A 23,257-nucleotide genomic window follows, 5' to 3' on the forward strand; every position below is an offset into this window, starting at 1 on the left:
GGTGGAGGGGACGGGTTTGATCAGTGTGGTCGCAAGCCTGTTCGAAACAGCCTGGCACTTCAGGCGAGGGCACGTTCTAACCCTGTCGCTGCCGTGGCGTCAACCTGCATGCAACTATGTTTCCTCTAGAGAAAGGCAGCTCTCTGTTTCCCGGTCGACCTGTCCCGGATCTTCGCGCCCGGTTGTCGCGCCGTATAAAAGCCAGAGCACGCGCCGTCCTGCCGTCTCAAAACAGCCGCGGAATGCACGGAATGCGACAGGGTTCGAGCCCCGGTCGGCGCTTCGAACGGCCGCGTTAGAATGCGCCGATCTGGTGCATCAGCCCCAAGCCGTCAAGCTGGCCGAAATGTTCGACTACGATGCCGTTCTCAACGCGATCGATGTGAATCACACCAACCGATACGCATTTTCCGCTCGGTTCGACACCATGGAAGACGCCGGTGTGCGTGCCCTGAAAGCGGCCGCGCGTGACCACCTTGTCGGCGTCGCTGACACAGTCGTCGACGACGTGATGTCCGTCCGGAATCCAACAAAGAACTCGGTCAGCGATTTGCGCCAGTCATCGAAGCCGATCGGGTTGGCACTGCCGAGATGAACGGCGAGATCTGGAGAGACCAGACTGGCCAGTTTGTCCCAGTCTTGCGTGTCGACCGTGGCGTAGAAATTTCGAGCAACTTCCCGGATATCCATCTCGTGTCCTCGCTGGCCGCCGCCCAGCGGTTGAACGACGACGAGGCAGTCAGGTTCCGCTCTCCGCGACATGCGGCCGAGCTATTGCCTCGACAAGTTGCCGATTTCGACCAGGGACAGCGGTGATTTCAAGCCAGGACGTCTTTCACTATTGGCCCTTCACCGATCCAGAACGGACCTGACCTCGACGAGGTTCGATCGCACCCTAAGCACATAGAAACCCATCGTGGTGAGGTGGGTGGGCATGATCCAGCCATCCTCGCGGCCGTTCGAGATTATCAAAGGCTGGATGGCGAGCGCCGCCTTGAGCTGGCCTTCCACGCTGTTCCAAAGTGGTGTGAGGCCGCGATTGTCGAGGATCTGCTGGAAGTCGTGATGCGCCGCCGTCAGGATGCCGTAATAGCCGTAGAGCTGGCCGTAGGCGAACCAGAAGCGGTCGTCAGCCCGCGTGTCGAACCAGCCGCTGTTGAAATTCTGCGAACGGTCGCGGATCAGGTCCGACGTCGAGCCTATGTCACTCGCGATCCGGTCGACGAACTGCAACAGATTGTCGGCGCGCGCGTTGAAGACAACCTCGCATTTCATGAGCCGGTCGTTGAAGGCGCGAAGGCTGCTCGCCGCCGTGCGATAGAAACTCGGCGTCGGGGTTTTCGGACCAAAGGGCCTGAGGCCGAAATACCAGGTTTCCTCGTCGAAGGTGATCGCGCCGCGCGCATCCTGCAGGTTCTGATCTATCTGGCTGGTGCCGCGGACGCGGCCCAGCGTGTCGACAAGCTCGACAGCGGTGCGCCGGATGGCCTGATTGACCCCGCGCTGGAAGGAGGCCTTGTTGTCGAGAAACGGCGTGCGGTCCCAGTCCATGCCGAAGAACCCGAGCTTGTAGAGTATCATCGACGAGATCCAGGCGTTCTCGTTGACGTTGAAATCGATGAGATCGGCCGCGACCTGGACAATGGCCGAGTTGGTGCAGGTCTTGACCTCTCCCTCGACACCGGCGGTTTCCCCGGTGGCGGAAGGAGCGGGCTGCGCCGGGGCGGTTCCGGCCGGCTGCGTGAAATTATATGCCTCCGCATACGCGGGATTGAAATTGCTCCAGACCTGCGTGTTCCAGATGAAGTAGCCGTAGAGGCCGATCACCATGAGCAGAGCGAGGCCGAGCACCGCCTTCAGGATCCAGCCGCGCTGCGTATACCAGTGCCCGGCCCACATGAACGGCCACAGGATCACGCCGACGGCGAAGCCGATGCCGCGGCCGATCCACTGGAAAATCCGTGTGAAGAAATTCACGATCGGATCAAGCATGGCGATGTCACCCCCTCATCAGTCAGCCGGTCATTCAATCGGTAAGGCCGTAGAGGCGTGTGCGAAACGCCACCTTTTCTTTCAGATATGTGGTTTTCAGAACGTCCACAACATGTGATCTCCAGGCGTCGCTGAAGCCGTCATAGTCCCTGTAGAATCCCGGTTTGTTGAAGACGTAGCGAGAGACGAAGTCCTGCGGCACGAAATCCGAGATCAGCTGGTTGGTCAGCCAGGCGTCGGGATGGCCGGGCTTGGCCCGGATCACCAGGAAGCGCTGGTGCGGGAACACGTCTTCGATTTTTAGATAGCCAAGGTGAGCGATCTCGCGCTTGGCGGCGTTGAGGAAGGGAAAATTGCCGTCCCTGGTGATCAGGTCGGCATGGCCGTGGATCCAGGTCTGCAGCCAGACCTTGTCGACATCGGTCAGATTACGGTCGGGCTCGGCGTCGCGGATCAGCGCGCGCACCACCATTTCGGCGCGATGTTCGAGATAGCCTGATGTTTCGATCCATGAGGCACGCGGCAGTTCGATGCGGCCGGTCGCGGCGAGGAACTTGAACACCCGGTCGGCATCATTGATCGAGAGGTAGCTCACTTGCCACGGTCGCGAGCGACGGAAGCCTGGGGCTGCCGGGTCGCTGATCACCGTCGTCATGTCCGGGTCGATGAACACATAGAGCCCGCCGAAATGGCTGGTCCAATAGGCGCTGTGACGAAAGATCACCTGATCCGGCACCAGCGCGTTCTCGCGGATGTCGCCGCAGATCTTGGCCAGCTCCACCATGCGGGTGAGCATGACGTTGTCGCGCCAGGCGTCCGGCTCCTGCTTCAGCTGGTCGACGAGCTTGCCGAGTTCGGCGGCCTTGCCGAGCACGTCTTCCGCCGACAGCACCTTGAACTCGACCTGGTTGATCGACAGCAGATCCTCGATGTCGTCGACCTTGGGGACCGAATCCTCGATCTCGCCGTAGATGACATCCTTGATGGTCAGCGCGTCGATGGCGCGCTGGTTCGTCGACATGAACTCGAACATCAGTTGCGACGTATTGGAAAAGGCGGTGTGGACCACCGGCAGGTCGATCTGCGACGGCGTCAGGATGATGAAACGGCGGTTGATCTCGTTGGGATCTAGGTAGTGGTAGTCGCCGCATTCCTCGGCCACCTGCGGCGAGAAGCCGGTGCGGTCGATCTCGAAACTCTTCAGCTTCGTCGGCTTCAGGCCGAAGGCGACCAAAGCCTTGTTGTAGCGCTGGATGAGATGCGGCTCGTCGATGGTCAGCAGCCGGCCATAGATCAGCTCGTTCTCGCGCAGCAGATCGGATTTCCTGGCGGGGCTCATCTATCCCTTCTCCCCTTGTGGGAGAAGGTGGCCGAGCGAAGCTCGGCCGGATGAGGGGTGTTCCAGCTTGACGAATACCCCTCATCCGTCGCGTTCGGCGACACCTTCTCCCACAGGGGGAGAAGGGAGCGTCGGCGCATCTCAAGCATTCCACAGGCCCTTCTTCTTCAATTCCTCGATCTCGCGCACCGCGCGGTCGCGCAGGCGGGTGTCGCGGATCAACTTGGTCACCGCCGCGTCGTCGGACTTGTCGGAATAGCGGAACTCCGAGTCGGCGTAGCGGTTGACCTCCTGCATGACCATATCCATCGAGAACGGACCGCGCAGTTCCTCGATCATCGCCTTCTTGTCGTCGTAGCCCTTGTGGATGAAGACTTCCGGCTTCTCGAACCATTCGTCCGGCAGTTCGATATCCATGGCGCGCATCTTGATCGCATCGGTGACGTTCTTGATGGCGCGGCCGGTGAAGCGCGGCTCGGCCTCCTTGATCATGTGCAGATAGGTGCCGATGTCGGCCATCGATTTCGGTGCGCCGTTCTCCTTCATGTAGCGCTCATAGACCTTCATCAGCCCGTCTTCCTTGGGCTTTTCATGCTCTTCATAGGCTTCCATCACCGCGCGCTGGATTTCCTGGGCGGCATAGAGCTTGTGGTCTCCGAGCGGGATCTTGTGGTTCTTGCCGGCGAGCAGCACGAAAATGTCGATGTAGTCGTCGCGCGTTTGTGGCCCATCGACCAGCCAGCGGGCGCCGGCGCGCTGGCGCAGCGCGTCGTCGACGTTTTCGGGATAGTTGGAGAACATGCCGAAGGAGCAGTTGCCGCGCACCACGGTGCCGGCACCCGCAAACGCGTCCATCAGGACACCGGTGATTTCCTGCTGGCCTGCCGAGGCGCGATCGTCGGAGCGGCGTGCCGCCACCTGATCGATATCGTCGATGGTGCCGAAGCCGATGACGCGCGGGTTCAGCACATTGTTGATGAACTGGCGGCAGTTCTGGCCCGACTTGCCCTGGTAGGAGGAGATCTGGTCGACGCCGAAATTCTCGTAGGCGAAGGGATAGCCGGCGACCTGACAGTAGCCGTTGACGAGACCGGCGATCATCTGGATCAGCGTCGTTTTTCCGGTGCCGGGCGCGCCGTCGCCGATGAAGGTGAACAGGAAGCCGCCGAGCTCGACGAACGGGTTCAGCTCGCGCTCGAAATCGTAAGCCATCAGCATCTTGGCGAGCTTCACCGACTGGTACTTGGCGATGTGGTTGCCGACGACCTCTTCCGGCTTTTTGAAGGTCATTACCAGCGGCTTCGACCGCTTGCCCGGCGCGACGTCGAAGCCGTCAAGGGTGAAGTCGTCGACGTCGATGCGGATATGCGCGTTCTCGAACGGACCTATGCCGTCGAAGCGGCCCTTTCGCGCCAAAAGCCCGTCGATGGCGACACGGGCGAAGGCGCGCGCCCGGGTCATCAGATCGGCATCGTCCTTCGCACCTGATATCGCCCTGTCGAGGCCGGCCACGATCGACTTCACCGCGTCCTGCGGCGTGTCGAACAAAAAGTCCGGCTCCGGCGTGTCGTTCGGCGCCTCGCCGTCGCTGTCGATCAGCTGGAACAGATACGAGGCGAGGCTGAAGGCCGAAATATAGGCCGAGGCTGACAGCAGCTTCTTGAAGGTGGCGGCCTCGTCGCTTTCGAGCGGCGCGCGGGCGTTTTTCGCCTGTAGGCTTTCGAGGTCGGAGCCTTCGGCGAAGACGTCTGAAATGGCCAGTGCGATCGCCAGCCCGCGCCGGGTGCGAAACAGCAGCATGTGCTGCGCAATGCTCAGCAGCTGGTCGCCGGGATGGACGGCGGCGACGGTCTTGGAAAGCTCGACCTCGCGCGTGCGGCGAACCGAGCCGACCGAGACGGTCGAGACGAAGCGGCGGTTGGTGCCGGCCAGCGCGGTCCCGGATTCCCGCGACGGGTCCTCGAGCACGACGATGCGGGTGATGAAGCTCTGCGCGGTGGCGCGATGCTTTTCGATTGCCGCTTCCGAGATCGTGGTCAGGCCGGTGTCCATGAAGGATGCTCCGCGGTTTGACGGTCAGACGTCACTGATGACCTGTCCTTTGGACAGGATGTGGACCTTGTAGCCGGAAAAGATCTTCTGCGCCTCGCCGGCGGCGTAGAGCGCCTGATAGGCCTCATGCGGGATCAGCGCATGCTTCTCGTAGCTCGACACGCCCTGCCGCGCGGCCTCGAGATCGTCGGTGTCGATGAAGAATTCCTGCGTCGTCTTCTCGCTCGAAAATAACCCCTTGCGGCCGGGCTTTTCGGCCTTGGAGTAGACCTCCTGGATGGTCCAGGTCAGCAGCCAGGCGTTTTCCGGTTTGCGCACCTTGTCCAGAACGTCGCTGACCGTCGAATTGTTGTCGGTGATCCCGGCGGAATAGAACGGGCCGAGCACGACGCGGCGCAGTTGCTTGGGGTGGAGTTGCTCGAAATCCTTGTCGAGGTTGACGGCGATCGTCGCCGGCGACAGCGTATAGGCGGAATTCTTCTCGGTGAAGTCGTCGAAGCGGTGGGCTAGCTCGGGATTGAGCAGGCCTTCGACGGGGAGCGGAATGTCGACCTTGTCGTTGAGCTTGCCGTTGCGGTCGACAAGCTGCCCGATCATCTCTTCGGAGGAATCCTCGACCGTCACCATGTAGACCAGCGGCAGGTTGGCGCTGCCGTCGAAGGCGGCCCAGTGGACGAGGTAGTAGGGCCGCCCGGTCTTCGGATTGACCGAGACTTTTGCCGTCTGCGCCAAGGTGAACGGCCCGAAGGTCGTCTCGCTCCTGACACCCTCCAGATAGAGCCGTTCGGCCATCGACTTCTGCAGCGCTTCGGGGAATTCCTTGTGGCGCAGGATGAAGTCGGCCATTTCCTCGCGCAACTCGTCGGCCAGCGGTATGTTGGCGAGACGCGTATCGGCCTGGCGGCGATCGTTCTCCAGCTCGAGCACGTTCTGGAAGACCGGAAAGCCGCTTTCGGCGCGCGAAATTCGGAACGTCTCCATGAAGCCCAGCCGGTTGCGCCAGCAGGAAAAGGAGTTATCGAGCCGCGCAATATATTCGGCGACGATCTTGGCGACAATGCCGTGCCGGTAGAGCGGCGAGCGATCGTCGCGCATGAACACTTCGAGGCCGCTGAGTGCCGCCGTGATCGCCGAGAAATAGCGCGTTGCCGCTTCGTTTTCGGGGGTCATGCAGCCAGCCCTTCGGAGCGATGCGAGTGCAGCAATTATGACTGCACGTAGTTTGCGGCATTGTGCTTCTTCAGCACGTCGTCGAAGCGGCGGGCAAAGGCATCGTCGGCCAGCTTCTTGCGGCGCTGGATGTCGGCGGTCGCCACCATGTTCTTCTCGTGCATCTCGAGGAGATCGCCGATGTGCTTCTGAGAGGCCGCGCCGATACCGGCCATGGTCTCCTCGGCGGTGTTGTCGACCTGGCTGCCCAGCGTGTTGATCTTGTGGGCGACGTCCTGCTGGGCGGCGGTCTTCAGCGAATCTTCCAGCGCCTTGTAGAGCACGATGCGCTGCTCGGTATCGATGGTCAGCTTGTTGATCAGCGTCGACTGCGCCGCGATCTGGTTGTTGAGCGAATCGACGAAGGTCTGGAACATCGAGGTGTAGCGCTCCAGCGTCTGGCTTTCGGCCAGCAGTTCCTGCTCCTTGGCCTGCTTCTCGTTGTACTCCGTGGCCAGTTTCGAACGTTCGCCTTCGAGCTCGGTGCGCTCCTTCTGGCTGGTCGAGGCGGCGATCTTGTTCTCGATGTCGAGCAGCATCGGATTGAGCTCCTCGATGCGCTTCTGCACGGTCTCCAGATTGGACATGGTTGCCTTGCGGCGCTCGATCACCTGCGACAGGCTGGCCTCGGAGGTCTTGTAACGCTGGTCAAGGATCTGCTTCTGCGCCTTGAGGATGCCGACAATGGTGTCGGATTTCGCCAGCAGCTCCTGCAGATTGCCGGCCAGCGACATGTTGCGGACGCGGTCGGTGCGCATGCGCTGCTTGCTCTGGTCGGAAAATATACCGACGAAGCTTTCCCAGCCGGTGTAGTTCTTCATGCTCTCGAATTCGGCGCCGAAGACGTTGGTGGCGTCCTCCAGCCCGATGATCAGGTCGGCGATGTTGCCTTCCATCACCTTCTGCTGCTTCAGCACATCCTCGATGCGGGCGTTCTCGAGGTCGAAATTGGCGTCGCCGATCTTCTTGTCGGTCTTGGCGAGCGTGTCGAGCACCGTGCCGGATTGCTCGATTTTGGTGCGCATGTCCTGCACGACCTGCTTGGTCTTGGCAATTTCGGCATCGAAATTCTGCAATGTCGCCATAGGGGCCTCCCGCTTCGGCATTTGTTCGTGTCGCGAACCGCCGCGAATATATGTGCGGCATAGGGGGAAGGGAAGGCGGAAGATTAGGAGTTTGCGAAGGACAGCGCCGAAACCCGACACAAAAAACCCGCCTCGGCGGCGGGTCGTTGGCGCGATCAGCACCATGCCCAAACCAATAGCATAACTGCCGTCGCAAAGCAACGAAGCTCACCGATCGCAGTTTTCCTTGCCGCAGTTCTTCCCCCTCTGTCCTGGCACCGTTCGATCCATGCGCACGCAACGCGGAATAGCGCTGGTCAGGCTTTGGTGAAGCCGATGAAATCGTCGGGCGCGACGCGGCCCATTTCTTCTTCCCAATGGCGGCGGCAGAGCGAGACATAGACATCCTTGCCGATCGCCACCTGTTCGCCCTGTCTCGCCACCTTGCCGTCCGCGCCGAGGCGCACGACCATCGTCGCCTTGCGGCCGCAGCGGCAGATGGTGCGCACCTCGCGTAGATCGTCGGATATCGCCAGAAGCGCGCGCGAGCCGGAAAACAGCTTGCCCTGGAAATCCGTGCGCAGGCCGTAGCACATCACCGGAATGTTCAGCCGGTCGGCAATGCGGGCAAGCTGCCACGCCTGCTCCTCCTCGAGGAACTGCGCTTCGTCGACGAAGACGCAATGCACGGTCGTGTGGTCGTGATGCTCGGCGACCCGGGCGAACAGATCGTCGCCGTCGCGGAACATCTCGGCCTCCGTCTCCAGGCCGATGCGCGACGAGATCAGCCCGGTATCGCCCTTGCGGTAGTGGCCGGCGACGAACAGCATCGTGGTCATGCCGCGCTCGCGGTAATTGTACGAGGCCTGCAGCAGCATCGTCGTCTTGCCGGCATTCATCGTCGCGTAGTGGAAGTACAGCTTGGCCATGCCGCCCTTTTAAGCCGAGTTGTCCCGGCGCGGGGAGGGGGCGCCCTGACATTTCACCAGAAAGCGGCGAACGTGTCGCTGATCGGCCAGCCCGCGCCGTTGGTCACGATTGTCTTATCGCTTGAAACCGCACCAGAATGGTGTTTGGCTGACGAAACAAGGCGGAGACAAAACCGCAACTTCGCTTCGCCGATAGATCACAATGGGAGAATACATGATGTCGCGTATGAAACTATTCGCCGCCGGCTTCGGTCTGGCGGCATTTCTTTCCGCGGGCGGCGCACTCGCCGCCGAGCCGGAAAGCTGCAAGCCGGTGCGTTTTGCCGATGTCGGCTGGACCGACATCACCGCCACCACCGCTACCGCCAGCGTTATCCTCGAAGCGCTCGGCTACGAGCCCGACGTGCAGGTCCTGTCGGTTCCGGTCACCTACACCTCGCTGAAGAACAAGGACGTCGATGTCTTCCTCGGCAATTGGATGCCGACCATGGAAGCCGACATAAAGCCCTATCTCGAAGACAAGTCGGTCGAGACGGTCGTAACCAACCTCGAAGGCGCGAAGTATACGCTCGCCGTGCCGCAGCACACCTATGACGCCGGTCTCAAGGATTTCGCGGATATCGCCAAGTTCAAGGACAAGCTCGACAACAAGATCTACGGCATCGAAGCCGGCAATGACGGCAACCGCCTGATCCTCGACATGATCGCCTCCAACAAGTTCGGCCTGAAGGATTTCGAGCTCGTCGAAAGCTCGGAGGCCGGCATGCTGTCGGCGGTGCAGAAGGCTGCCGCATCAGGCGAAGACGTGGTCTTCCTCGGCTGGGAGCCGCATCCGATGAACGCCAACATCAAGATGGCCTATCTGTCGGGTGGCGACGAGGTGTTCGGCCCGAATTTCGGCGGCGCGACCGTCGCCACCAACGTCCGGGCCGGCTACACCACCGAATGCCCGAACGTCGGCGCGCTGCTCAAGAACATGGTGTTCTCGCTCAAGATGGAAAACGAGATCATGGGTGCGATCCTCAATGATGGCGCCGACCCGAAGGCCGCGGCTACCGAATGGCTCAAGGCCAATCCGGACGCGATTACCCCATGGCTCGCCGGTGTGACGACCTTCGACGGCGGCGACGCCGCGGCCGCCGTGAAAACTGCGCTGGGTTCGTAGCAGATTTACACCCTCCCCCTTGCGGGGAGGGTCGGCGCGGCACGCGCCGCGGTGGGGGTGGTGCAGAACGGAGCATAACCGTGACCACCCCACTCCGCTGCGCGGTTCGACCCACTCCGCCAGGGGGAGGGCGAAGTAGAATGAGGGGACATTTGCCATGGATCCGGTTTCGCAACTGATTTCGAGCTTCAAGATCCCGATCGGGCGGTGGGGCAAGACCTTCTTCGACTTTCTGACCACCAATTTCGAATGGTTTTTCGACAGTATCGCCGACGGGCTCACCGTCGTTCTCGACGGGTTGGTCGATCTTTTGCTGCTCGTCCCCCCGGTTCTCCTGGTTGCCGCCATAGCCGGGCTTGCCTGGTACCTGCAGAAATCATGGAAGCTGGCGCTTGCCGTCGCGCTCGGCCTCCTCTTCATCGTCAACCAGGATCTCTGGCAGGAAACCGTCGAGACGCTGGTGTTGGTCGTGGCCGCCGCTGCGGCCTCCATGGCCATCGGCGTGCCGATCGGCATCTGGGCGGCGCATAACGAGCGTGGCTACCGCTATCTCCAGCCAATCCTCGACCTGATGCAGACTATGCCGACCTTCGTCTACCTGATCCCGGTGCTCATTCTCTTCGGCCTCGGCATCGCTCCCGGCCTCATCGTTACCGTCATCTTCGCCGCTCCCGCGCCGATCCGCCTGACCCATCTCGGCATCACCTCGGTGCCGAAACCGATGATCGAAGCCGGCGAGGCCTTCGGCGCGACAAAACGCCAGCTCTTGTGGAAAGTAGAGCTGCCGGCGGCGCTGCCGACCATCATGGCGGGGCTGACGCAGTGCATCATGCTCTGCCTCTCCATGGTCGTGATCGCTGCGCTCATCGGCGCCAACGGCCTTGGCAAGCCGGTGGTGCGCGCGCTGAACTCGGTCAACATCCCGCTCGGGCTCGAGGCCGGCCTCGCCATCGTCGTGCTCGCCATCATCCTCGACCGCATCAGCCGCATCGGCACGGGAGCCGCCAAATGAGCGCCGCGGTCGATTTCAAGAATGTCGACATCGTCTTCGGCGCGGCGCGAAAGGAAGCGCTGGCGCTCGTAGACAGCGGCGCGACGCGTCAGGAAATCCTGGAGAAGACCGGCGCCGTGCTCGGCTGCGCCGGCGCCAATTTGACCGTCAACGAGGGCGAGATTTCCGTCCTCATGGGCCTCTCCGGCTCCGGCAAATCGACGCTGCTCCGCGCCGTCAACTTGCTCAACGTGCCGGCGCGCGGCAATGTCATGGTCAGGGACGGCGACCGCATGGTCGATGTCGCGACCTGCGACGCCGCCACGCTGCGCCACATCCGACAGACGCGGGTCGCCATGGTGTTCCAGCAGTTCGGCCTTCTGCCCTGGCGCACCGTCGCGGAAAATGTCGGCTTCGGCCTCGAGCTTTCCGGCGTGTCCGACGTCGAGCGCAAGGCGCGCGTCGAGCGCCAATTGAAGCTCGTCGGCCTCGACCAGTGGGCGTCGAAATACGCCCACGAACTTTCCGGCGGCATGCAGCAGCGCGTCGGGCTGGCGCGTGCGTTTGCCACCGAAGCGCCGATCCTGCTGATGGACGAGCCGTTCTCGGCGCTCGACCCGCTGATCCGGACCAAGCTGCAGGACGAGTTGCTGCAGCTTCAGGCAGAATTGAAAAAGACCATCATCTTCGTCAGCCACGACCTCGAGGAGGCGCTGAAGATCGGCAGCCACATCACCATCATGGAAGGCGGGCGCATCGTGCAGACCGGCGCGCCGGAAGACATCGTGCTGCGCCCCGCCAACGACTATGTCCGCGACTTCATCGCCAATGTGAATCCGCTCTCGGTGCTGACCGCCTGGAACGTGATGCGCGACCGCCGCGACCTCGAGCACGGCGAGGACGGCTGGGTGTGGCTCGACCGCCGCAAGACGACGCGTTTCAAGATCGACGAGCACGGGCTGGTGGCGGCGGCCGAGCGCGACGGCAAGCCGGCGTTCTGGGTGTCCTGCGCCGATGTCGAGGCGCAGCCGGAGGAGACGGCGCAGGTGTTCTGGGCCAATCCCGGCACCTCGCTGAAGACCGTGATGCTGGCCATGCACCGCTCGCAGACCGCACCCGTGGCGCTGTTCGACGACCAGTCGCGCTTCGTCGGCGCCATCGGCATCAGGGACGTGCTGTCGGCGGTGTTGAGAAGGTAAGCTTTCTCCTCGGAGGGAGGTCGACCCTAAGCCGCCAGCGGCAATCTCAGACTTGTGAACGGCGCGCCCGCCGGAAAGGCGGTTCGTGCCCGGCTCAAATGGACGCCCGCTTTTGCCTATGCCAGAATAAACGCGAAGTTTCTTGCGCGCAGTTGCCGGTTCCGATGCCTGAGATCGTCACCAAACCCCGCACCACAACGAAGCCGCAAATCGAACGGCCGAAGCTCTACAAGGTCATCCTTCTCAATGACGATTTCACGCCGCGCGAGTTCGTGGTGACGGTGCTCAAGGGCGAATTCAAGCTGAGCGAAGACCAGGCGCGGCGGGTGATGATCACCGCACACCAGCGCGGCGTCTGCGTCGTCGCCGTCTTCACCAGGGACGTCGCCGAGACCAAGGCGATGCGGGCGACCGATGCCGGCAAGGCCAAGGGCTACCCGCTGATGTTCACGACGGAACCGGAGGAGTAGTGCCGTTTTCTCCTTCTCCCCCTGTGGGAGCGGGTGGCCGAGCGCAGCTCGGTCGGATGAGGGGTGTTCCAGCTTGGCGTCGACGGCATCCCGTCCAGCACCCCTCAACCGTCTTGGCGCTGCGCCAATCCACATTCTCCCACAAGAAGAGGAGAAGGATAACCGCTGCGCTACCGCCCCTCGCGGTACCACATCGAGCCCAATGCCAGAAGCAGCAGGCCGAGGCCGAGGAACCCGCCGAACAGCGGCACGCGCGAGACGGCCTTCAGCACGCTGTCGTCGGTGGTGCGCAGGCCGATCCAGTCGTTGCCGGCGGCCGCGCCCGTGGAGCGGACTGGGACGACCGACGGCAGCGTCACGCCGCCGGTGAGGTTGCCAAGGGCCGACGATTGCGCCAGCCGGCGCACACTGCCGCCGGTGGCCTCGGCCGGCGCTTTCAGCCGGTTCTCGGTGGAGACGACGTCGGTGAATTCCGGTGCGTTGACCGGGCCGACATGGGCAAGCGCCTTCAGGTCGCCATTGCCGACCTGGTAGAGGCCGATCTCGCTGGTTTCGATGCTGCCCAGGAAGACGCCGGGTTCGGCTCTCTCTAGCTTGACGGTCATCGCCTTGCCGGACGGGGTGATGATCTGCGCCGGGCCGGGATCGTCGCTCATCGTCTGGCGGCGGATTTCCAGCATCATGCCGCGACCGTCGGCGGTCAGCCGCTCCTCCTCGAGTTCAGGCTCCTTCATCAGCCAGTGGGCGATGCGGCGATAGAGCTGGACATGCGGGCCGCCGCCCTCGAAGCCGCGCGCCCATAACCAGCCCTGGTCGGACAGAAACATGCCGACGCGGCCTTCGCCCTTGCGGTCGAGCAGGAGCAGCGGACGGTTGTCGGCGCCCTTCATCACCGCCTCGCCCTCGGGGTTCTCGACGCCGATGGTGCGGAACCAGCGGCTCCAGTGCGGCGGCTCGGTGGCGGAACCGTCGAGCCCGCGCGTCACCGGATGGCGCTGGCCGAGCTCGGTGAGGCGCGGATAGAAGGCCTTGTCAACGATTTCTCCGGTCGGCATCGCCGGCAGCGCCGACATCAAAGGCGTGCGGGCGATGGAACTTTCGCCGGCATATTCGGGCCCTGCCGCGATCAGCAGGGCGCCGCCCTTTTCGACATATTCGGCGATATAGTCGTAATAGAGGATGGGCAGCACGTCGCGGTGCTGATAGCGGTCGAAGATGATCAGGTCGAAATCCTTGATCTTCTCGACGAACAGCTCGCGCGTCGGGAAGGCGATCAGCGACAATTCGTTGATCGGCGTGCCGTCCTGCTTTTCCGGCGGCCGCAGAATGGTGAAGTGGACCAGATCGACCGAGGCGTCGGATTTCAGAAGGTTGCGCCAGGTGCGCTCACCGGCATGCGGTTCGCCGGAGACCAGCAGCACGCGCAAATTCTCGCGGATGCCGTCGATCAGCGCGATAGCGCGGTTGTTGGTGTCGGTGAGTTCGTCGGGCTCGGGATCGATAGCGAGTTCGACGATGTTGCGGCCGGCGCCGGGAATGGTCACCTGCAGCGGCATGGCCTGGCCGATGGTGGCGCGCTCGACCGAAACCTGCTCGCCATTGACCGACACGCGCACGTCGACCGAGCCGGCCTCATTGTTGGTGCCGATGACGCGATAGGTCATTTCGAGCGGCTTGCCGACCAGACCGAAGCGCGGCGCATTCTCGAAGCGGATGCGGCGATCGTTTTCCTGGTCGTTGCCGGTGATCAGCGCGTGCAGCGGGGCGTTGAAGTTGGGTGTGCCGGCGGGGGCGTCATGCACCTCGCCATCGGTGATCATGATGGCGCCGCCGATGCGCGAAGGCGGCACGTCGCGGAAAGCGCTTTCAAGCGCGCCGAAAAGCCGCGTTTCGGTGCGCTCCTCGGCGGCTTCCGACTTGCCGGCCTCGACGACGCGGACGTCGAACTGCTTGAAGCGGCCAAGGCGCTGCTGAAGCCCGGCCAGCGCCTCGTCGGTCTGCTTGGTGCGCTCGCCAATGTCCTGGCTCTGGCTGCGGTCGACAACGACGGCCACAACGCTTTTCAGCGCCTCGCGCTCTTCGTCGAGGAACACCGGGTTGAGCAGGGCCGCACCCAGCGCGAGCAGGCCGGCGAGACGGAAGACCGCGCCGCGCTGGCGAAACCACAGGCCGACCAATGCCAGCAGCAACAGCGGCGCCAGCACCAAGCCAAGCAGCGGCCAGGAGATGAGCGGTTCGAAGGCGAGCGACCAGTTCATGGCTTACTGCCCCAGCCGTTCGAGCAGCACCGGCACGTGCACCTGATCGGATTTATAGTTGCCGGTCAGCATGTACATCATGATGTTGACGCCGGCGCGTAGCGCATAAATGCGCTGCATCGGGTCTGACGGCACGGTCGGCAAAAGCGGGTCGCCATTCTCGTCGACCGCCCAGGCGCCGGCGAAATCATTGGCGGTGATCATGATCGGCGAGACGCCGTCGCCCGTGCGCACCGGGCGGTTCTCGGTGTTGGTGGCTTCGAGCGACGCCGCGACCCAGAGCGGGCCGCCGGCGAATCGTCCGGGAAACTCAGGCAGGATATAGAAGGATTTCGTCAGTACATGATCCGACGGCACCGGTTCCAGCGGCGGCACGTTGAGATTGCCGAGGATGTCGCGCAGCCGCTCGGTCGCCGGACTAGCCGAATCCGCGCCGATGCCGGTGGCGAACTGGTCGCGCGTGTCGAACAGCACCGTGCCGCCCTGCTGCATATAGGCGTCGACGCGGCCGATCGCGGCCTGGCTCGGCATCGGTGCGGCAGGGTCGATCGGCCAGTAAATCAGGGGATAGAAGGACAGCTGGTCCTTCGAGATATCGACGCTCGCCGGCGCCCCCGGCTCGAGCGCGGTCTTCTCGATCAGGAAGCGGGTCAGGCCCTCCAGCCCGGCTTGGCTGATCGAATCGACGCTCCGTTCGCCGGTCTGCACATAGGCGATCCGGGTCTTCGAAATGTCCTCGATCGCCCGCTCGTCGCCAGGTTTGGAATCGTCGGCGCGGGCGATGTCGGTGTGGCCGACCAGCGCGCCGAGCGCCATCAGCAGAGCGGCTGTGGTTGCAGCAGCCGTGCCGGCGCGGCGCGGCCGGCGCGAGAACAGGCCGCCCATCCAGAACACGGCCAGCGTGTCGAGCACCATCAGCAAAAGGGCTGTCGCCACCAGCGGGCCCTTCAAATTGTGCGATTCGTCGAAGGCGTACTGGATGGTGGTGATCGGCACGGTGATCTGAGGACGGACCAGCGGTGCAAATCTGCTTTCAGCATTGAGCAGATTGTGGGCGAGGACGCCGGTTTCGGAGCCGTAGAGACCAGGCGGGTTCTCGAACGTCACCGGCAGCGGGCCGGCGCCCGGCACCAGCGGCCGTGCATCCGGCGTCGGCGGCACCAGCGTGCCGTCGGCTGATATCATGCGGTATGGCGCCAGCGAGGTGGCGGCGGCTTCGGCATTGGCGACCGCTGCACCCTGATTGCGTGACAGTTGCACGATGCGGCGCAGCATCTCGACGAAGCTGCCGGAGATCGGCAGGTTCGACCAGGTCGCCTCTGGCGTGACATGGAACAGGACGAGCGTGCCCTTGCCCTTCTTCATCCCGGTCACCAGCGGCGTGCCGTCGGCAAGCGTGGCCCAGGTGCGCTCGACGATGTCGGGCGTCGGCTCGGCCAGCACCTGCCTAGTGACGGTGACTTCGGCGGGCGGAGCGAGGTCGGAGAAGGGACCGGTCTTCGGGAAGTCGGTGACCGGCTGCGGCGTCGTCCATGACAGCGCGCCGCCGAGCGAACGCTCGCCGGTACGCAGCCTGACCGGCAGCAGGTCGTCGTCATTGCCGGCGGCCACCAGCCGCGAGCCGGCGAACCGCACCAGCGTGCCGCCATTGTCGACCCAGTCGACCAGCCTCTGCCGCACCTGCTCCGGAATGGTGCCGACATCGGCCATGACAATCATCGCCGGCTTCTGGTCGAGGAGCTGCGGGATGGCGTCTGCAAGGTCGGCGCTCGACGGCTCAGTCAGATCGGCGAAGGGCTGCAGCGCGCGGCGGATGTAGTACAGCGGCGACAAAAGCGGCTGCGCCTGGTCGGCTTCGGCCTGCGACAGCAGTCCGACGCGACGGCGCTTGGAATTCTCATCGAGCACGCGGACGGCGCCGGCCTGCCGCTGGCCGTCGAGCGCAATCGAGGCGAAGTCGTTGCGCAGTTCGAACGGCACCGCCATCGTGCCGGTGGCGGTGGATTCGCCCGGCGAGAAGGTCAGCGTGGCGTCAGCGATGCGGCGGCCCTTGTCGTCAAAGGCGCCGGCGGTCACCTGAGCCGGGGTCGGATCGCCCGGCGCGCGGATGGCGGTCAGCTCGAAGCCGTCCACCTGGTTGTCGGCGCCGGTCAGGCCGATCAAGCTAGGCCGGTCGGAGGCGGCCCAGACGACACGGGCGGCGTTCTTCGACAAAAGCATGTTGAAGGCGGCCTCGTCGCCTTCCGCCGCCAGACCGTCGGCGAGCACCGCGACACTGGCGCCCGGCAAGGTCTCCAGGGTTGCCGCGACGCGGGCGTAGACAGCAGGGCGGTCGGTCGGGATCGGCCGCGGCTTTGCCGCGCGCAGCCGGTCGAGCGCGGTGGCGGCGTCGAAGGGACCGATCTCGGCGTTCGGCTTCTCGGCGGTGAAGGCGATGATGACGGGCACGTCGTTGGAGCTGGCATCGGTGATCAGCCGTTCGGCAGTGGCGACGCGCTGGCCCCAGTCGGCGGCACTTGCCCAGTCATTGTCGATGACCAGCGCAAGAGCGGCACCCTCGGCCGGCAGTCTTTCACGCGGGTTGAAGACGGGTTCGGCCAGCGCCGTAACGATAAGAGCCACCATCAGCAGCCTGAGCAGCGTCAGCCACCACGGGCTCTGTTGCGGCGTCTCCTCGCGCTTCAGCACCCGGGCCAGGATCTTCAGCGGCGGGAAGACCTCGGTCTGCGGTTTGGGCGGGGTGAACCGCAAAAGCCACCAGATCACCGGCAGTGCAAGAAGGCCCCACAGCACCATCGGCGCCCCGAAGGAGAGCGGCAACCAACTCATGCGCGGATTCTCCCGGCTGAGCTGCCATCGACGGTCATCGCCATGTGGACACGCACCAGCGCATCGGAGGCGAGACGGTCGGTGTGGTTGACGGTGAAGCTCCAGCCGAGCCGCTTGCACCAGTCGGTCAGCTCCTGGCGGCGGGCGATGTAAAGCAGTCGGTAATCATCGCCCAGCGTTTCGGCGCGGCCGGCGGTCAGCTTGTCGCCGGTCTCGGGATCGGTGAACTCGGTGCGGCCGACATAGGGGAATCTCTCCTCGGCGGGGTCGGCGACCTCGATCAGATGGGCACGCACGCCGTGGCGGGCGAGCACGTCGAGCCAGGCGATGGTGTCCTCGACCGGATCGAGGAAGTCGCTAACGATGACGATGTCGCAGAAGCGGCGGATGGCGGACAGGTCGGGCTTTGCCGGCAATTCGCCGGCATGGGTGAGTTGTGCTGCGATGCGCTCGGCGCCGTTGCGGGCGGTGAACGGATCGGTCAGTCCGGGCCAGGCGATGCGTTCGCCGCTGCGCGACAGAAGCTCTGCCATGGCCAGCGCCAGCACCAGCGCGCGGGATTCCTTCGAGACGGTGGCGCCGGTCGATTTGTAGAGCATGGAAGGCGAGGGGTCTGCCCACAGCCACACCGTATGGGCGGCCTCCCATTCGCGGTCGCGCACATAGACGTGGTCGTCGCGGGCCGAGCGGCGCCAGTCGACGCGCGAAGAATCGCCTTCTACATAGGGCCGGAACTGCCAGAAATTCTCGCCGATGCCCCGCTTGCGGCGGCCGTGCCAGCCGGCGATCACGGTGTTGACGATGCGGCGTGCTTCGACCAGCAGGTCCGGCACCAGCGACGCCCGCAACCGACCGCGGGCGAGCGCGTCACGCGTCGCCGCCGGTGCCTGGGCCTCGCCTATACGCGCCATCAGATGCCTTTTGCCAGTTTCGCCACCACGTCGCGCACGGTCGTGCCCTCGGCACGGGCGGCAAAGGTCAGCGCCATGCGGTGCTGCAGCACAGGCTCGGCCAGCGCTCTGATATCGTCGATCGACGGCGCCAGCCGTCCGTCATAGAGGGCGCGGGCGCGGGCGCACAGTGTCAACGCCTGACTGGCGCGCGGGCCTGGCCCCCAGGCGACGTGCTTGTCGGTCTCGGCATTGCCCTGGCCGGGGCGTGCCGAGCGCACCAGTTGGAGGATCGCCTCGACGACGCTTTCCGGCACCGGCATGCGGCGAATGAGGGTCTGGATCTCTTTCAGCCGCGCCGGCTCCAGTACGTTCTGCGCCTTGGCGTCCTCGATGCCTGTGGTTTCCAGAAGAATGCGGCGCTCCGCCTCGATTTCCGGATAGAGGATGTCGACCTGCATGAGGAAGCGGTCAAGCTGTGCCTCGGGCAGCGGATAGGTGCCTTCCTGCTCCAACGGGTTCTGCGTCGCCAGTACGTGGAAGGGCGCCGGCAGGTCGTGGCGGACACCGGCAATGGTGACGTGGTATTCCTGCATCGACTGCAGCAGCGCCGACTGGGTGCGGGGTGAGGCGCGGTTGATCTCGTCGGCCATCAGCAGCTGCGCGAAGATCGGCCCGGAGATGAAGCGGAAGGAACGCTTGCCGAATTCGTCCTGCTCCATCACCTCGGAGCCGAGAATGTCGGACGGCATCAGGTCAGGCGTGAACTGGATGCGGCGGGAATCGAGGCCGAGCACGATGCCCAGCGTCTCGACCAACTTGGTCTTGGCGAGGCCGGGCACGCCGACCAGCAACGCATGGCCGCCGGCGAGCAGCGCCACAAGCGTGCGTTCGACGACGCTTTCCTGGCCGAAGATGACGCGGCCGACGCCATCGCGAACCCTGGAAATGTCGGCCAGCGCCGTCTCGGCCTGGGCGATCATGTCCTTTTCGCTGACCGGGCTTTCCTTGATCATCACGCTCATGCAGCATCGATCCTTCTCGTTGGAGATACCGGCTTGCACCTTCGACGCTGCAGAGTGCCGCGATTCGGCCTCGCATGGCGCCTGTCTTTGAACTTAAATCACTGGCTTAGGCTGACAAGCGGAACAACAGTGACTATTTCGTGACCATGACAGAACGCGCCGACGATCGTGAAGAGAGCCTGACGGCCGCCACCGAGGCGTGCGGACTGGAGGCACTGATCTCGCGTGCCGCCCGCGCGGGCAAGGGGCCGGCGCCCGTTGAGCGCTGGAATCCGGCCTTTTGCGGCGATCTCGACATGGAGATCAGAGAGGACGGCACCTGGTTCTATCAGGGCACGCCGATCGGCCGCATGCCGTTGGTGCAGCTGTTTTCCTCCGTGCTGCGCAAGGACGAAGACGGCACGACCTATCTTGTAACACCGGTGGAAAGGGTCGGCATCCGCGTCGTCGACGCGCCCTTCATCGCCGTCGAGATGGACGTTTCCGGCAGCGGCGATAGCCAAGTCATCACTTTCCGCACCAATGTCGGCGACGTGGTCGAGGCCGGACCGGACCATCCGCTACGCTTCGTCGATGAAGACGCGACCGGTGGCCTGAAACCCTATGTGCTGGTGCGCGGACGGCTGGAAGCGCTGGTGGCGCGGCCGGTCATGTACGAACTGGTCGAGCATGGCGAAGAGATCGATGTCGGCGGCAGAAGGATGTTTGCCGTCCGCTCGAAGGGCGCGGTCTATCCGATAATGCCCGCGGAAAAACTGCAGCGGCTGAGTGCATGATCGGCAGCGTATGGTGGACCAGGTGACGCTATGGACCAAGTGACGCGGGGGCCGTTTTCGGCCGAGGATTTTCGCGCCCGCGTCGCGGCGCAGCCGCTGGCGCATGCCGCCGACGATTATGGCGACCATCGCTTCAACCCCGGCCATCCGCGTTTGAAGCTCGCAAAGGCGCTGCGCGATGCCGCCGTGCTGATCCCGGTGGTCGATCACGGTCGCGATGCCACGGTTCTGCTGACCAAACGGGCGGAAAAGCTGCGAAACCATTCGGGGCAGGTGGCCTTTCCGGGCGGCACGATCGATCCAACCGATCCGAGCCCGGAGGCGGCGGCATTGCGCGAGACATTCGAGGAGATCGGGCTCTGCCAGGACCGGGTCGAGATCATCGGCCGCATGCCTGATTACGTCTCCGGCAGCGGCTACCGCATCGCCCCGGTGCTGGGAATAGTGCGGCCGGATTTTTCACTGACGCTGAATTCCGAGGAGGTCGACGCCGCCTTCGAAGTGCCGCTGCGCTTCCTTATGGACCCCGCCAACCACGGCCGCGAAAGCCGCATGTGGAACGACCTCGAATGGGTCTTTTACGAGATGCCCTATGACGGACAACGCATCTGGGGCGTCACAGCCGGCATCATCCGCACGCTCTATGAAAGGCTCTATACGTGAGCGGCCGGGTGTCGCTCGCGGGCAAAGCCGACTGGCTCGGCGAAAAGCACCTGCAGCGCCTGCTGGCGGCGCTGGCGGATGGCGGCGAGGAGGCGCGTGTCGCCGGCGGCGCGGTGCGCAATGCGCTGATTGGCCAGCCGGTCGCCGACGTCGATATTGCCACCACGACCGTGCCTGATGAAACCATCCGCCGCGCCGAGGCGGCGGGCTTCAAGGCCGTGCCGACCGGCATCGAGCACGGCACCATCACGATTGTCGCCGGCGGGAAGCCGTTCGAGGTGACTACGCTGCGCGCCGACATCGAGACCGACGGACGGAGGGCCAAGGTGTCGTTCGGACGCGACTGGAAGGCCGACGCGGAACGGCGCGATTTCACCATCAACGCGCTCTATGCCGAGGCCGACGGGACGATCGTTGACCTGGTCGGCGGCGTCGCCGACATCGAGGCGCGCCGGCTGCGTTTCATCGGCGATCCGGAGGCGCGCATCCGCGAGGATTATCTACGCATCCTGCGCTTTTTCCGCTTCTTCGCCTGGTATGGCGACGGCCGGCCGGATGCCGAAGGGCTGAAGGCCTGCGCCCGGCTCAAGGAGGGGCTTGGCCAACTCTCGGTCGAGCGCGTCTGGTCCGAGCTGAAGAAGCTGCTGTCGGCCCCCGATCCATCGCGCGCCTTGCTGTGGATGCGCCAGGCCAGCGTGCTCACCAGCGTTCTGCCGGAGACCGAGAAATGGGGCATCGATGCGATCCATGCGCTGACCAGGGCCGAGAAGGATCTAGGCTGGACGCCGGACCCGCTGCTCAGGCTGGAAGCGATCGTGCCGCCGGACGCCGCGCGGCTGAAGACGCTCGCCGAGCGGCTGAGATTCTCCGTCAGCGATGCCGGCCGTCTCAGGCAGTGGGCGCTGACAGCGCCTGTCGAGCCGAAGACGACCGAAGCGGAACTCGCAAAACGGCTCTATCGTGGCGATCATCAGGGCCTTGTCGATCGCTTGCGGCTGTCGCTCGCTTCCGCTCGAGGCCGCGCCGTCGAGGACAATGACGCGCTGCTCGAAGCCGGCGGCTTCTCGCGCCTGCTCGCCTTCGCCGGAAAATGGAAAAAGCCTGACTTTCCGCTCAAGGGCGCCGATCTGACGACGCTTGGCGCGTCGCCCGGACCGAAACTCGGCGCAACCTTGAAAAACCTCGAAAACGAGTGGGTCGAGTCTGGCTTTGCGCTGGATCGCGGCGCACTTCTCGAGCGCGCCGCAGAAGCACTCGAAAGTTAGAAAACGTTTGGAAACTCTACTCTGGCGGCCATCTGATGGCGTTTTCTGCGCTTCCGGTACTCACGGACCCAAATGTCCGCTGCGCTCCGGTTCTCGAAACCACCACCATATCACTCGCCAGAGCGAATTTCGAAACAGTCTCTTAGGCATAGTCAGGCCGCGTCGCGGGGCTTTTCGATGCGCGAACGGATGGCTTCGATCATCGTCTCGCGGATGATCGTCTCGCCATGCGTCTCACGCATGTGCTCGACCGCACGACGCATGATCTCGGCTTCCTCGTCGGCGCGCGTATGCCAGTCACAACCCGGAACGAGCGAGCCGCAGTGGAATTCCTTCATCGGATTCTCCCTTTTTCCTCCTCGGAGCGCCGCATCTGCTCTGACACGGAAGCTCCACACCTTGATCGACGCATGATCCCTGGCGAACCGGAATCGGCATTCGGGTCATGCGCTGGCCGAGCCAGCATAACACGATCGAATGGTTTTGGTTACGTTAGAGCGCCGCGCGTCCGGTGGACCCGGAAAGGACGCTCCAACGTTTTGTCATCTGCGCATGATCCTTCCGAAAACCGGAAGCAGTTTTCGGGGTCATGCGCGAGAAACCGAAAGGGCGGAGCAGCGCTGCTCCGCCCTCTTACGCTACCCCGGCGGCAAGACCTCGTCTTGCTCCAGCGAGCAGGCGATCACTTCACGATCCTGACTGCCTCGGCAATTTTGTGCTTGCCGCTCATGTCCCACGAAACGCGGACCTTTTCGCCGGCCTTCAGGCCAGGGTTCTTGAAGGCCTTGGGCAGCGTAAAGGCAGATCCGTCATCCAGAACAAGGCTCATGGTTGTTCCATCATAAGTTTTGACCGTGCCCGTGGTGTGCTTGACCGCTGCGAAGGCAGCGCCACCAGAGGCAAGAACGGCAGCAGCCGCAACCGACATAATAAGCTTGCGCATGGCATGCTCTCCTGGAAAATGAGGGCACCATTTTGGGAAGGTGCCCCGCTCAATCATGGGCCGTCCGGTCGCGTCGGTCGCGGTTCTAGGGGAGGATGAACCGCCGGCGTTTCCCGGCCCGGAACGAAAAATAGTCTTGCTTTTTCAATTGGATATTAGACGAAAAAGATATTCTGCGCGCCACATTCGCCGCCAAAA

21 protein-coding genes are annotated in these 23,257 nt (G+C 63.7%); 9 read left to right on the plus strand and 12 right to left on the minus strand.

Annotation, left to right across the window (positions count from 1 at the left end):
* The first annotated feature begins 16 nt into the window (after positions 1 to 16).
* Positions 17 to 595, plus strand: a complete 579-nt coding sequence (locus tag A9K68_RS31660; protein ID WP_246811341.1) for a hypothetical protein — start codon at positions 17 to 19, stop codon at positions 593 to 595.
* The gene (locus A9K68_RS10760; protein ID WP_065011913.1) at positions 592 to 816 is read left to right on the plus strand and encodes a hypothetical protein; all 225 of its coding nucleotides are present in this window, start codon (positions 592 to 594) and stop codon (positions 814 to 816) included. The genes A9K68_RS31660 and A9K68_RS10760 overlap by 4 nt, the downstream gene beginning before the upstream one ends.
* A 33-nt stretch (positions 817 to 849) precedes the next feature.
* Here A9K68_RS10760 and A9K68_RS10765 read toward each other — a convergent pair whose 3' ends face one another.
* The 6 genes from A9K68_RS10765 to A9K68_RS10790 form a co-directional block, all read right to left on the minus strand.
* The gene (locus tag A9K68_RS10765) at positions 850 to 1,992 is read right to left on the minus strand and encodes a DUF2333 family protein (protein ID WP_065011914.1); all 1,143 of its coding nucleotides are present in this window, start codon (positions 1,990 to 1,992) and stop codon (positions 850 to 852) included.
* Between the two features lie 34 nt (positions 1,993 to 2,026).
* Positions 2,027 to 3,331 carry a DUF6638 family protein gene (locus A9K68_RS10770; RefSeq protein ID WP_065011915.1) on the minus strand — a complete coding sequence of 435 codons (1,305 nt, stop codon included), beginning with the start codon at positions 3,329 to 3,331 and terminating at the stop codon, positions 2,027 to 2,029.
* 141 nt (positions 3,332 to 3,472) lie between these two features.
* A complete protein-coding gene (locus A9K68_RS10775) occupies positions 3,473 to 5,383 on the minus strand; it encodes an ATP-binding protein (protein WP_065011916.1) in 1,911 nt (636 codons plus the stop codon).
* Between the two features lie 24 nt (positions 5,384 to 5,407).
* Positions 5,408 to 6,553 carry a hypothetical protein gene (locus tag A9K68_RS10780; RefSeq protein ID WP_029349869.1) on the minus strand — a complete coding sequence of 382 codons (1,146 nt, stop codon included), beginning with the start codon at positions 6,551 to 6,553 and terminating at the stop codon, positions 5,408 to 5,410.
* A 35-nt stretch (positions 6,554 to 6,588) separates the two neighbouring features.
* Positions 6,589 to 7,677: a hypothetical protein gene (locus A9K68_RS10785; RefSeq protein WP_065011917.1), complete on the minus strand. Its 1,089-nt coding sequence runs from the start codon at positions 7,675 to 7,677 to the stop codon at positions 6,589 to 6,591.
* 296 nt (positions 7,678 to 7,973) lie between these two features.
* Positions 7,974 to 8,585: a thymidine kinase gene (locus A9K68_RS10790; RefSeq protein ID WP_065011918.1), complete on the minus strand. Its 612-nt coding sequence runs from the start codon at positions 8,583 to 8,585 to the stop codon at positions 7,974 to 7,976.
* Positions 8,586 to 8,802: 217 nt separating this feature from the next.
* Here A9K68_RS10790 and A9K68_RS10795 point away from each other — a divergent pair, with 217 nt between their 5' ends.
* The 4 genes from A9K68_RS10795 (at position 8,803) to clpS (ending at position 12,410) form a co-directional block, all read left to right on the plus strand.
* Positions 8,803 to 9,750 carry a choline ABC transporter substrate-binding protein gene (locus A9K68_RS10795; protein WP_082982767.1) on the plus strand — a complete coding sequence of 316 codons (948 nt, stop codon included), beginning with the start codon at positions 8,803 to 8,805 and terminating at the stop codon, positions 9,748 to 9,750.
* 157 nt (positions 9,751 to 9,907) lie between these two features.
* A complete protein-coding gene (gene choW / locus A9K68_RS10800; protein WP_065011919.1) occupies positions 9,908 to 10,762 on the plus strand; it encodes a choline ABC transporter permease subunit in 855 nt (284 codons plus the stop codon).
* Positions 10,759 to 11,940: a choline ABC transporter ATP-binding protein gene (choV, locus tag A9K68_RS10805; protein ID WP_065011920.1), complete on the plus strand. Its 1,182-nt coding sequence runs from the start codon at positions 10,759 to 10,761 to the stop codon at positions 11,938 to 11,940. Before choW ends, choV begins: the two co-directional genes overlap by 4 nt.
* Positions 11,941 to 12,104: 164 nt before the next feature.
* Positions 12,105 to 12,410, plus strand: a complete 306-nt coding sequence (gene clpS, locus A9K68_RS10810) for an ATP-dependent Clp protease adapter ClpS (protein ID WP_065011921.1) — start codon at positions 12,105 to 12,107, stop codon at positions 12,408 to 12,410.
* A 170-nt stretch (positions 12,411 to 12,580) separates the two neighbouring features.
* On the opposite strand, the gene A9K68_RS10815 is transcribed toward clpS, so the two are convergent.
* From A9K68_RS10815 to A9K68_RS10830, 4 genes are read right to left on the minus strand one after another with little or no spacing between them, the layout of a single operon-like run.
* Entirely contained in the window at positions 12,581 to 14,668 is a 2,088-nt protein-coding gene (locus A9K68_RS10815) for a hypothetical protein (RefSeq protein WP_065011922.1), read from the minus strand.
* Between the two features lie 3 nt (positions 14,669 to 14,671).
* Positions 14,672 to 17,497, minus strand: coding sequence for a DUF4159 domain-containing protein (locus A9K68_RS10820; protein WP_065011923.1), 2,826 nt, complete (start codon positions 17,495 to 17,497; stop codon positions 14,672 to 14,674).
* Positions 17,494 to 18,408 (minus strand): DUF58 domain-containing protein, encoded by a 915-nt coding sequence (locus tag A9K68_RS10825; RefSeq protein WP_065011924.1) that lies wholly within the window; start codon positions 18,406 to 18,408, stop codon positions 17,494 to 17,496. Before A9K68_RS10825 ends, A9K68_RS10820 begins: the two co-directional genes overlap by 4 nt.
* The gene (locus tag A9K68_RS10830; RefSeq protein ID WP_065011925.1) at positions 18,408 to 19,412 is read right to left on the minus strand and encodes a MoxR family ATPase; all 1,005 of its coding nucleotides are present in this window, start codon (positions 19,410 to 19,412) and stop codon (positions 18,408 to 18,410) included. Before A9K68_RS10830 ends, A9K68_RS10825 begins: the two co-directional genes overlap by 1 nt.
* A gap of 146 nt (positions 19,413 to 19,558) precedes the next feature.
* On the opposite strand from A9K68_RS10830, the gene A9K68_RS10835 reads away from it, so the two are divergent.
* From A9K68_RS10835 to A9K68_RS10845, 3 genes are read left to right on the plus strand one after another with little or no spacing between them, the layout of a single operon-like run.
* A complete protein-coding gene (locus A9K68_RS10835; protein ID WP_065011926.1) occupies positions 19,559 to 20,188 on the plus strand; it encodes a DUF1285 domain-containing protein in 630 nt (209 codons plus the stop codon).
* A 30-nt stretch (positions 20,189 to 20,218) separates the two neighbouring features.
* Entirely contained in the window at positions 20,219 to 20,851 is a 633-nt protein-coding gene (locus tag A9K68_RS10840; RefSeq protein ID WP_065011927.1) for a CoA pyrophosphatase, read from the plus strand.
* A complete protein-coding gene (locus tag A9K68_RS10845; protein ID WP_065011928.1) occupies positions 20,848 to 22,116 on the plus strand; it encodes a CCA tRNA nucleotidyltransferase in 1,269 nt (422 codons plus the stop codon). Before A9K68_RS10840 ends, A9K68_RS10845 begins: the two co-directional genes overlap by 4 nt.
* A 152-nt stretch (positions 22,117 to 22,268) precedes the next feature.
* Here A9K68_RS10845 and A9K68_RS10850 read toward each other — a convergent pair whose 3' ends face one another.
* Together A9K68_RS10850 and A9K68_RS10855 are read right to left on the minus strand one after the other, a co-directional pair.
* The gene (locus A9K68_RS10850) at positions 22,269 to 22,454 is read right to left on the minus strand and encodes a DUF1059 domain-containing protein (RefSeq protein ID WP_029349897.1); all 186 of its coding nucleotides are present in this window, start codon (positions 22,452 to 22,454) and stop codon (positions 22,269 to 22,271) included.
* Between the two features lie 344 nt (positions 22,455 to 22,798).
* Positions 22,799 to 23,059 (minus strand): DUF1344 domain-containing protein, encoded by a 261-nt coding sequence (locus tag A9K68_RS10855; RefSeq protein ID WP_029349900.1) that lies wholly within the window; start codon positions 23,057 to 23,059, stop codon positions 22,799 to 22,801.
* Positions 23,060 to 23,257 lie beyond the last annotated feature (198 nt).

It is taken from the genome of Mesorhizobium sp. AA22, from assembly GCF_001672375.2.
GTDB classification, from domain to species: Bacteria; Pseudomonadota; Alphaproteobacteria; order Rhizobiales; family Rhizobiaceae; genus Mesorhizobium; species Mesorhizobium wenxiniae.

Bases quoted from the DNA above. Each gene is read 5' to 3' on its own strand.
- A9K68_RS10780 (WP_029349869.1), bottom strand. From the start codon at position 6,553: ATGACCCCCGAAAACGAAGCGGCAACGCGCTATTTCTCGGCGATCACG.
- A9K68_RS10760 (WP_065011913.1), top strand. From the start codon at position 592: ATGAACGGCGAGATCTGGAGAGACCAGACTGGCCAGTTTGTCCCAGTC.
- A9K68_RS10795 (WP_082982767.1), top strand. From the start codon at position 8,803: ATGTCGCGTATGAAACTATTCGCCGCCGGCTTCGGTCTGGCGGCATTT.
- A9K68_RS10830 (WP_065011925.1), bottom strand. From the start codon at position 19,412: ATGAGCGTGATGATCAAGGAAAGCCCGGTCAGCGAAAAGGACATGATC.
- A9K68_RS10790 (WP_065011918.1), bottom strand. From the start codon at position 8,585: ATGGCCAAGCTGTACTTCCACTACGCGACGATGAATGCCGGCAAGACG.
- A9K68_RS10785 (WP_065011917.1), bottom strand. From the start codon at position 7,677: ATGGCGACATTGCAGAATTTCGATGCCGAAATTGCCAAGACCAAGCAG.
- A9K68_RS10820 (WP_065011923.1), bottom strand. From the start codon at position 17,497: ATGAGTTGGTTGCCGCTCTCCTTCGGGGCGCCGATGGTGCTGTGGGGC.
- A9K68_RS10825 (WP_065011924.1), bottom strand. From the start codon at position 18,408: ATGGCGCGTATAGGCGAGGCCCAGGCACCGGCGGCGACGCGTGACGCG.
- A9K68_RS10775 (WP_065011916.1), bottom strand. From the start codon at position 5,383: ATGGACACCGGCCTGACCACGATCTCGGAAGCGGCAATCGAAAAGCAT.
- choW (WP_065011919.1), top strand. From the start codon at position 9,908: ATGGATCCGGTTTCGCAACTGATTTCGAGCTTCAAGATCCCGATCGGG.
- A9K68_RS10770 (WP_065011915.1), bottom strand. From the start codon at position 3,331: ATGAGCCCCGCCAGGAAATCCGATCTGCTGCGCGAGAACGAGCTGATC.
- A9K68_RS10855 (WP_029349900.1), bottom strand. From the start codon at position 23,059: ATGCGCAAGCTTATTATGTCGGTTGCGGCTGCTGCCGTTCTTGCCTCT.
- A9K68_RS10835 (WP_065011926.1), top strand. From the start codon at position 19,559: ATGACAGAACGCGCCGACGATCGTGAAGAGAGCCTGACGGCCGCCACC.
- clpS (WP_065011921.1), top strand. From the start codon at position 12,105: ATGCCTGAGATCGTCACCAAACCCCGCACCACAACGAAGCCGCAAATC.
- choV (WP_065011920.1), top strand. From the start codon at position 10,759: ATGAGCGCCGCGGTCGATTTCAAGAATGTCGACATCGTCTTCGGCGCG.
- A9K68_RS10850 (WP_029349897.1), bottom strand. From the start codon at position 22,454: ATGAAGGAATTCCACTGCGGCTCGCTCGTTCCGGGTTGTGACTGGCAT.
- A9K68_RS10765 (WP_065011914.1), bottom strand. From the start codon at position 1,992: ATGCTTGATCCGATCGTGAATTTCTTCACACGGATTTTCCAGTGGATC.
- A9K68_RS10840 (WP_065011927.1), top strand. From the start codon at position 20,219: ATGGACCAAGTGACGCGGGGGCCGTTTTCGGCCGAGGATTTTCGCGCC.
- A9K68_RS10815 (WP_065011922.1), bottom strand. From the start codon at position 14,668: ATGAACTGGTCGCTCGCCTTCGAACCGCTCATCTCCTGGCCGCTGCTT.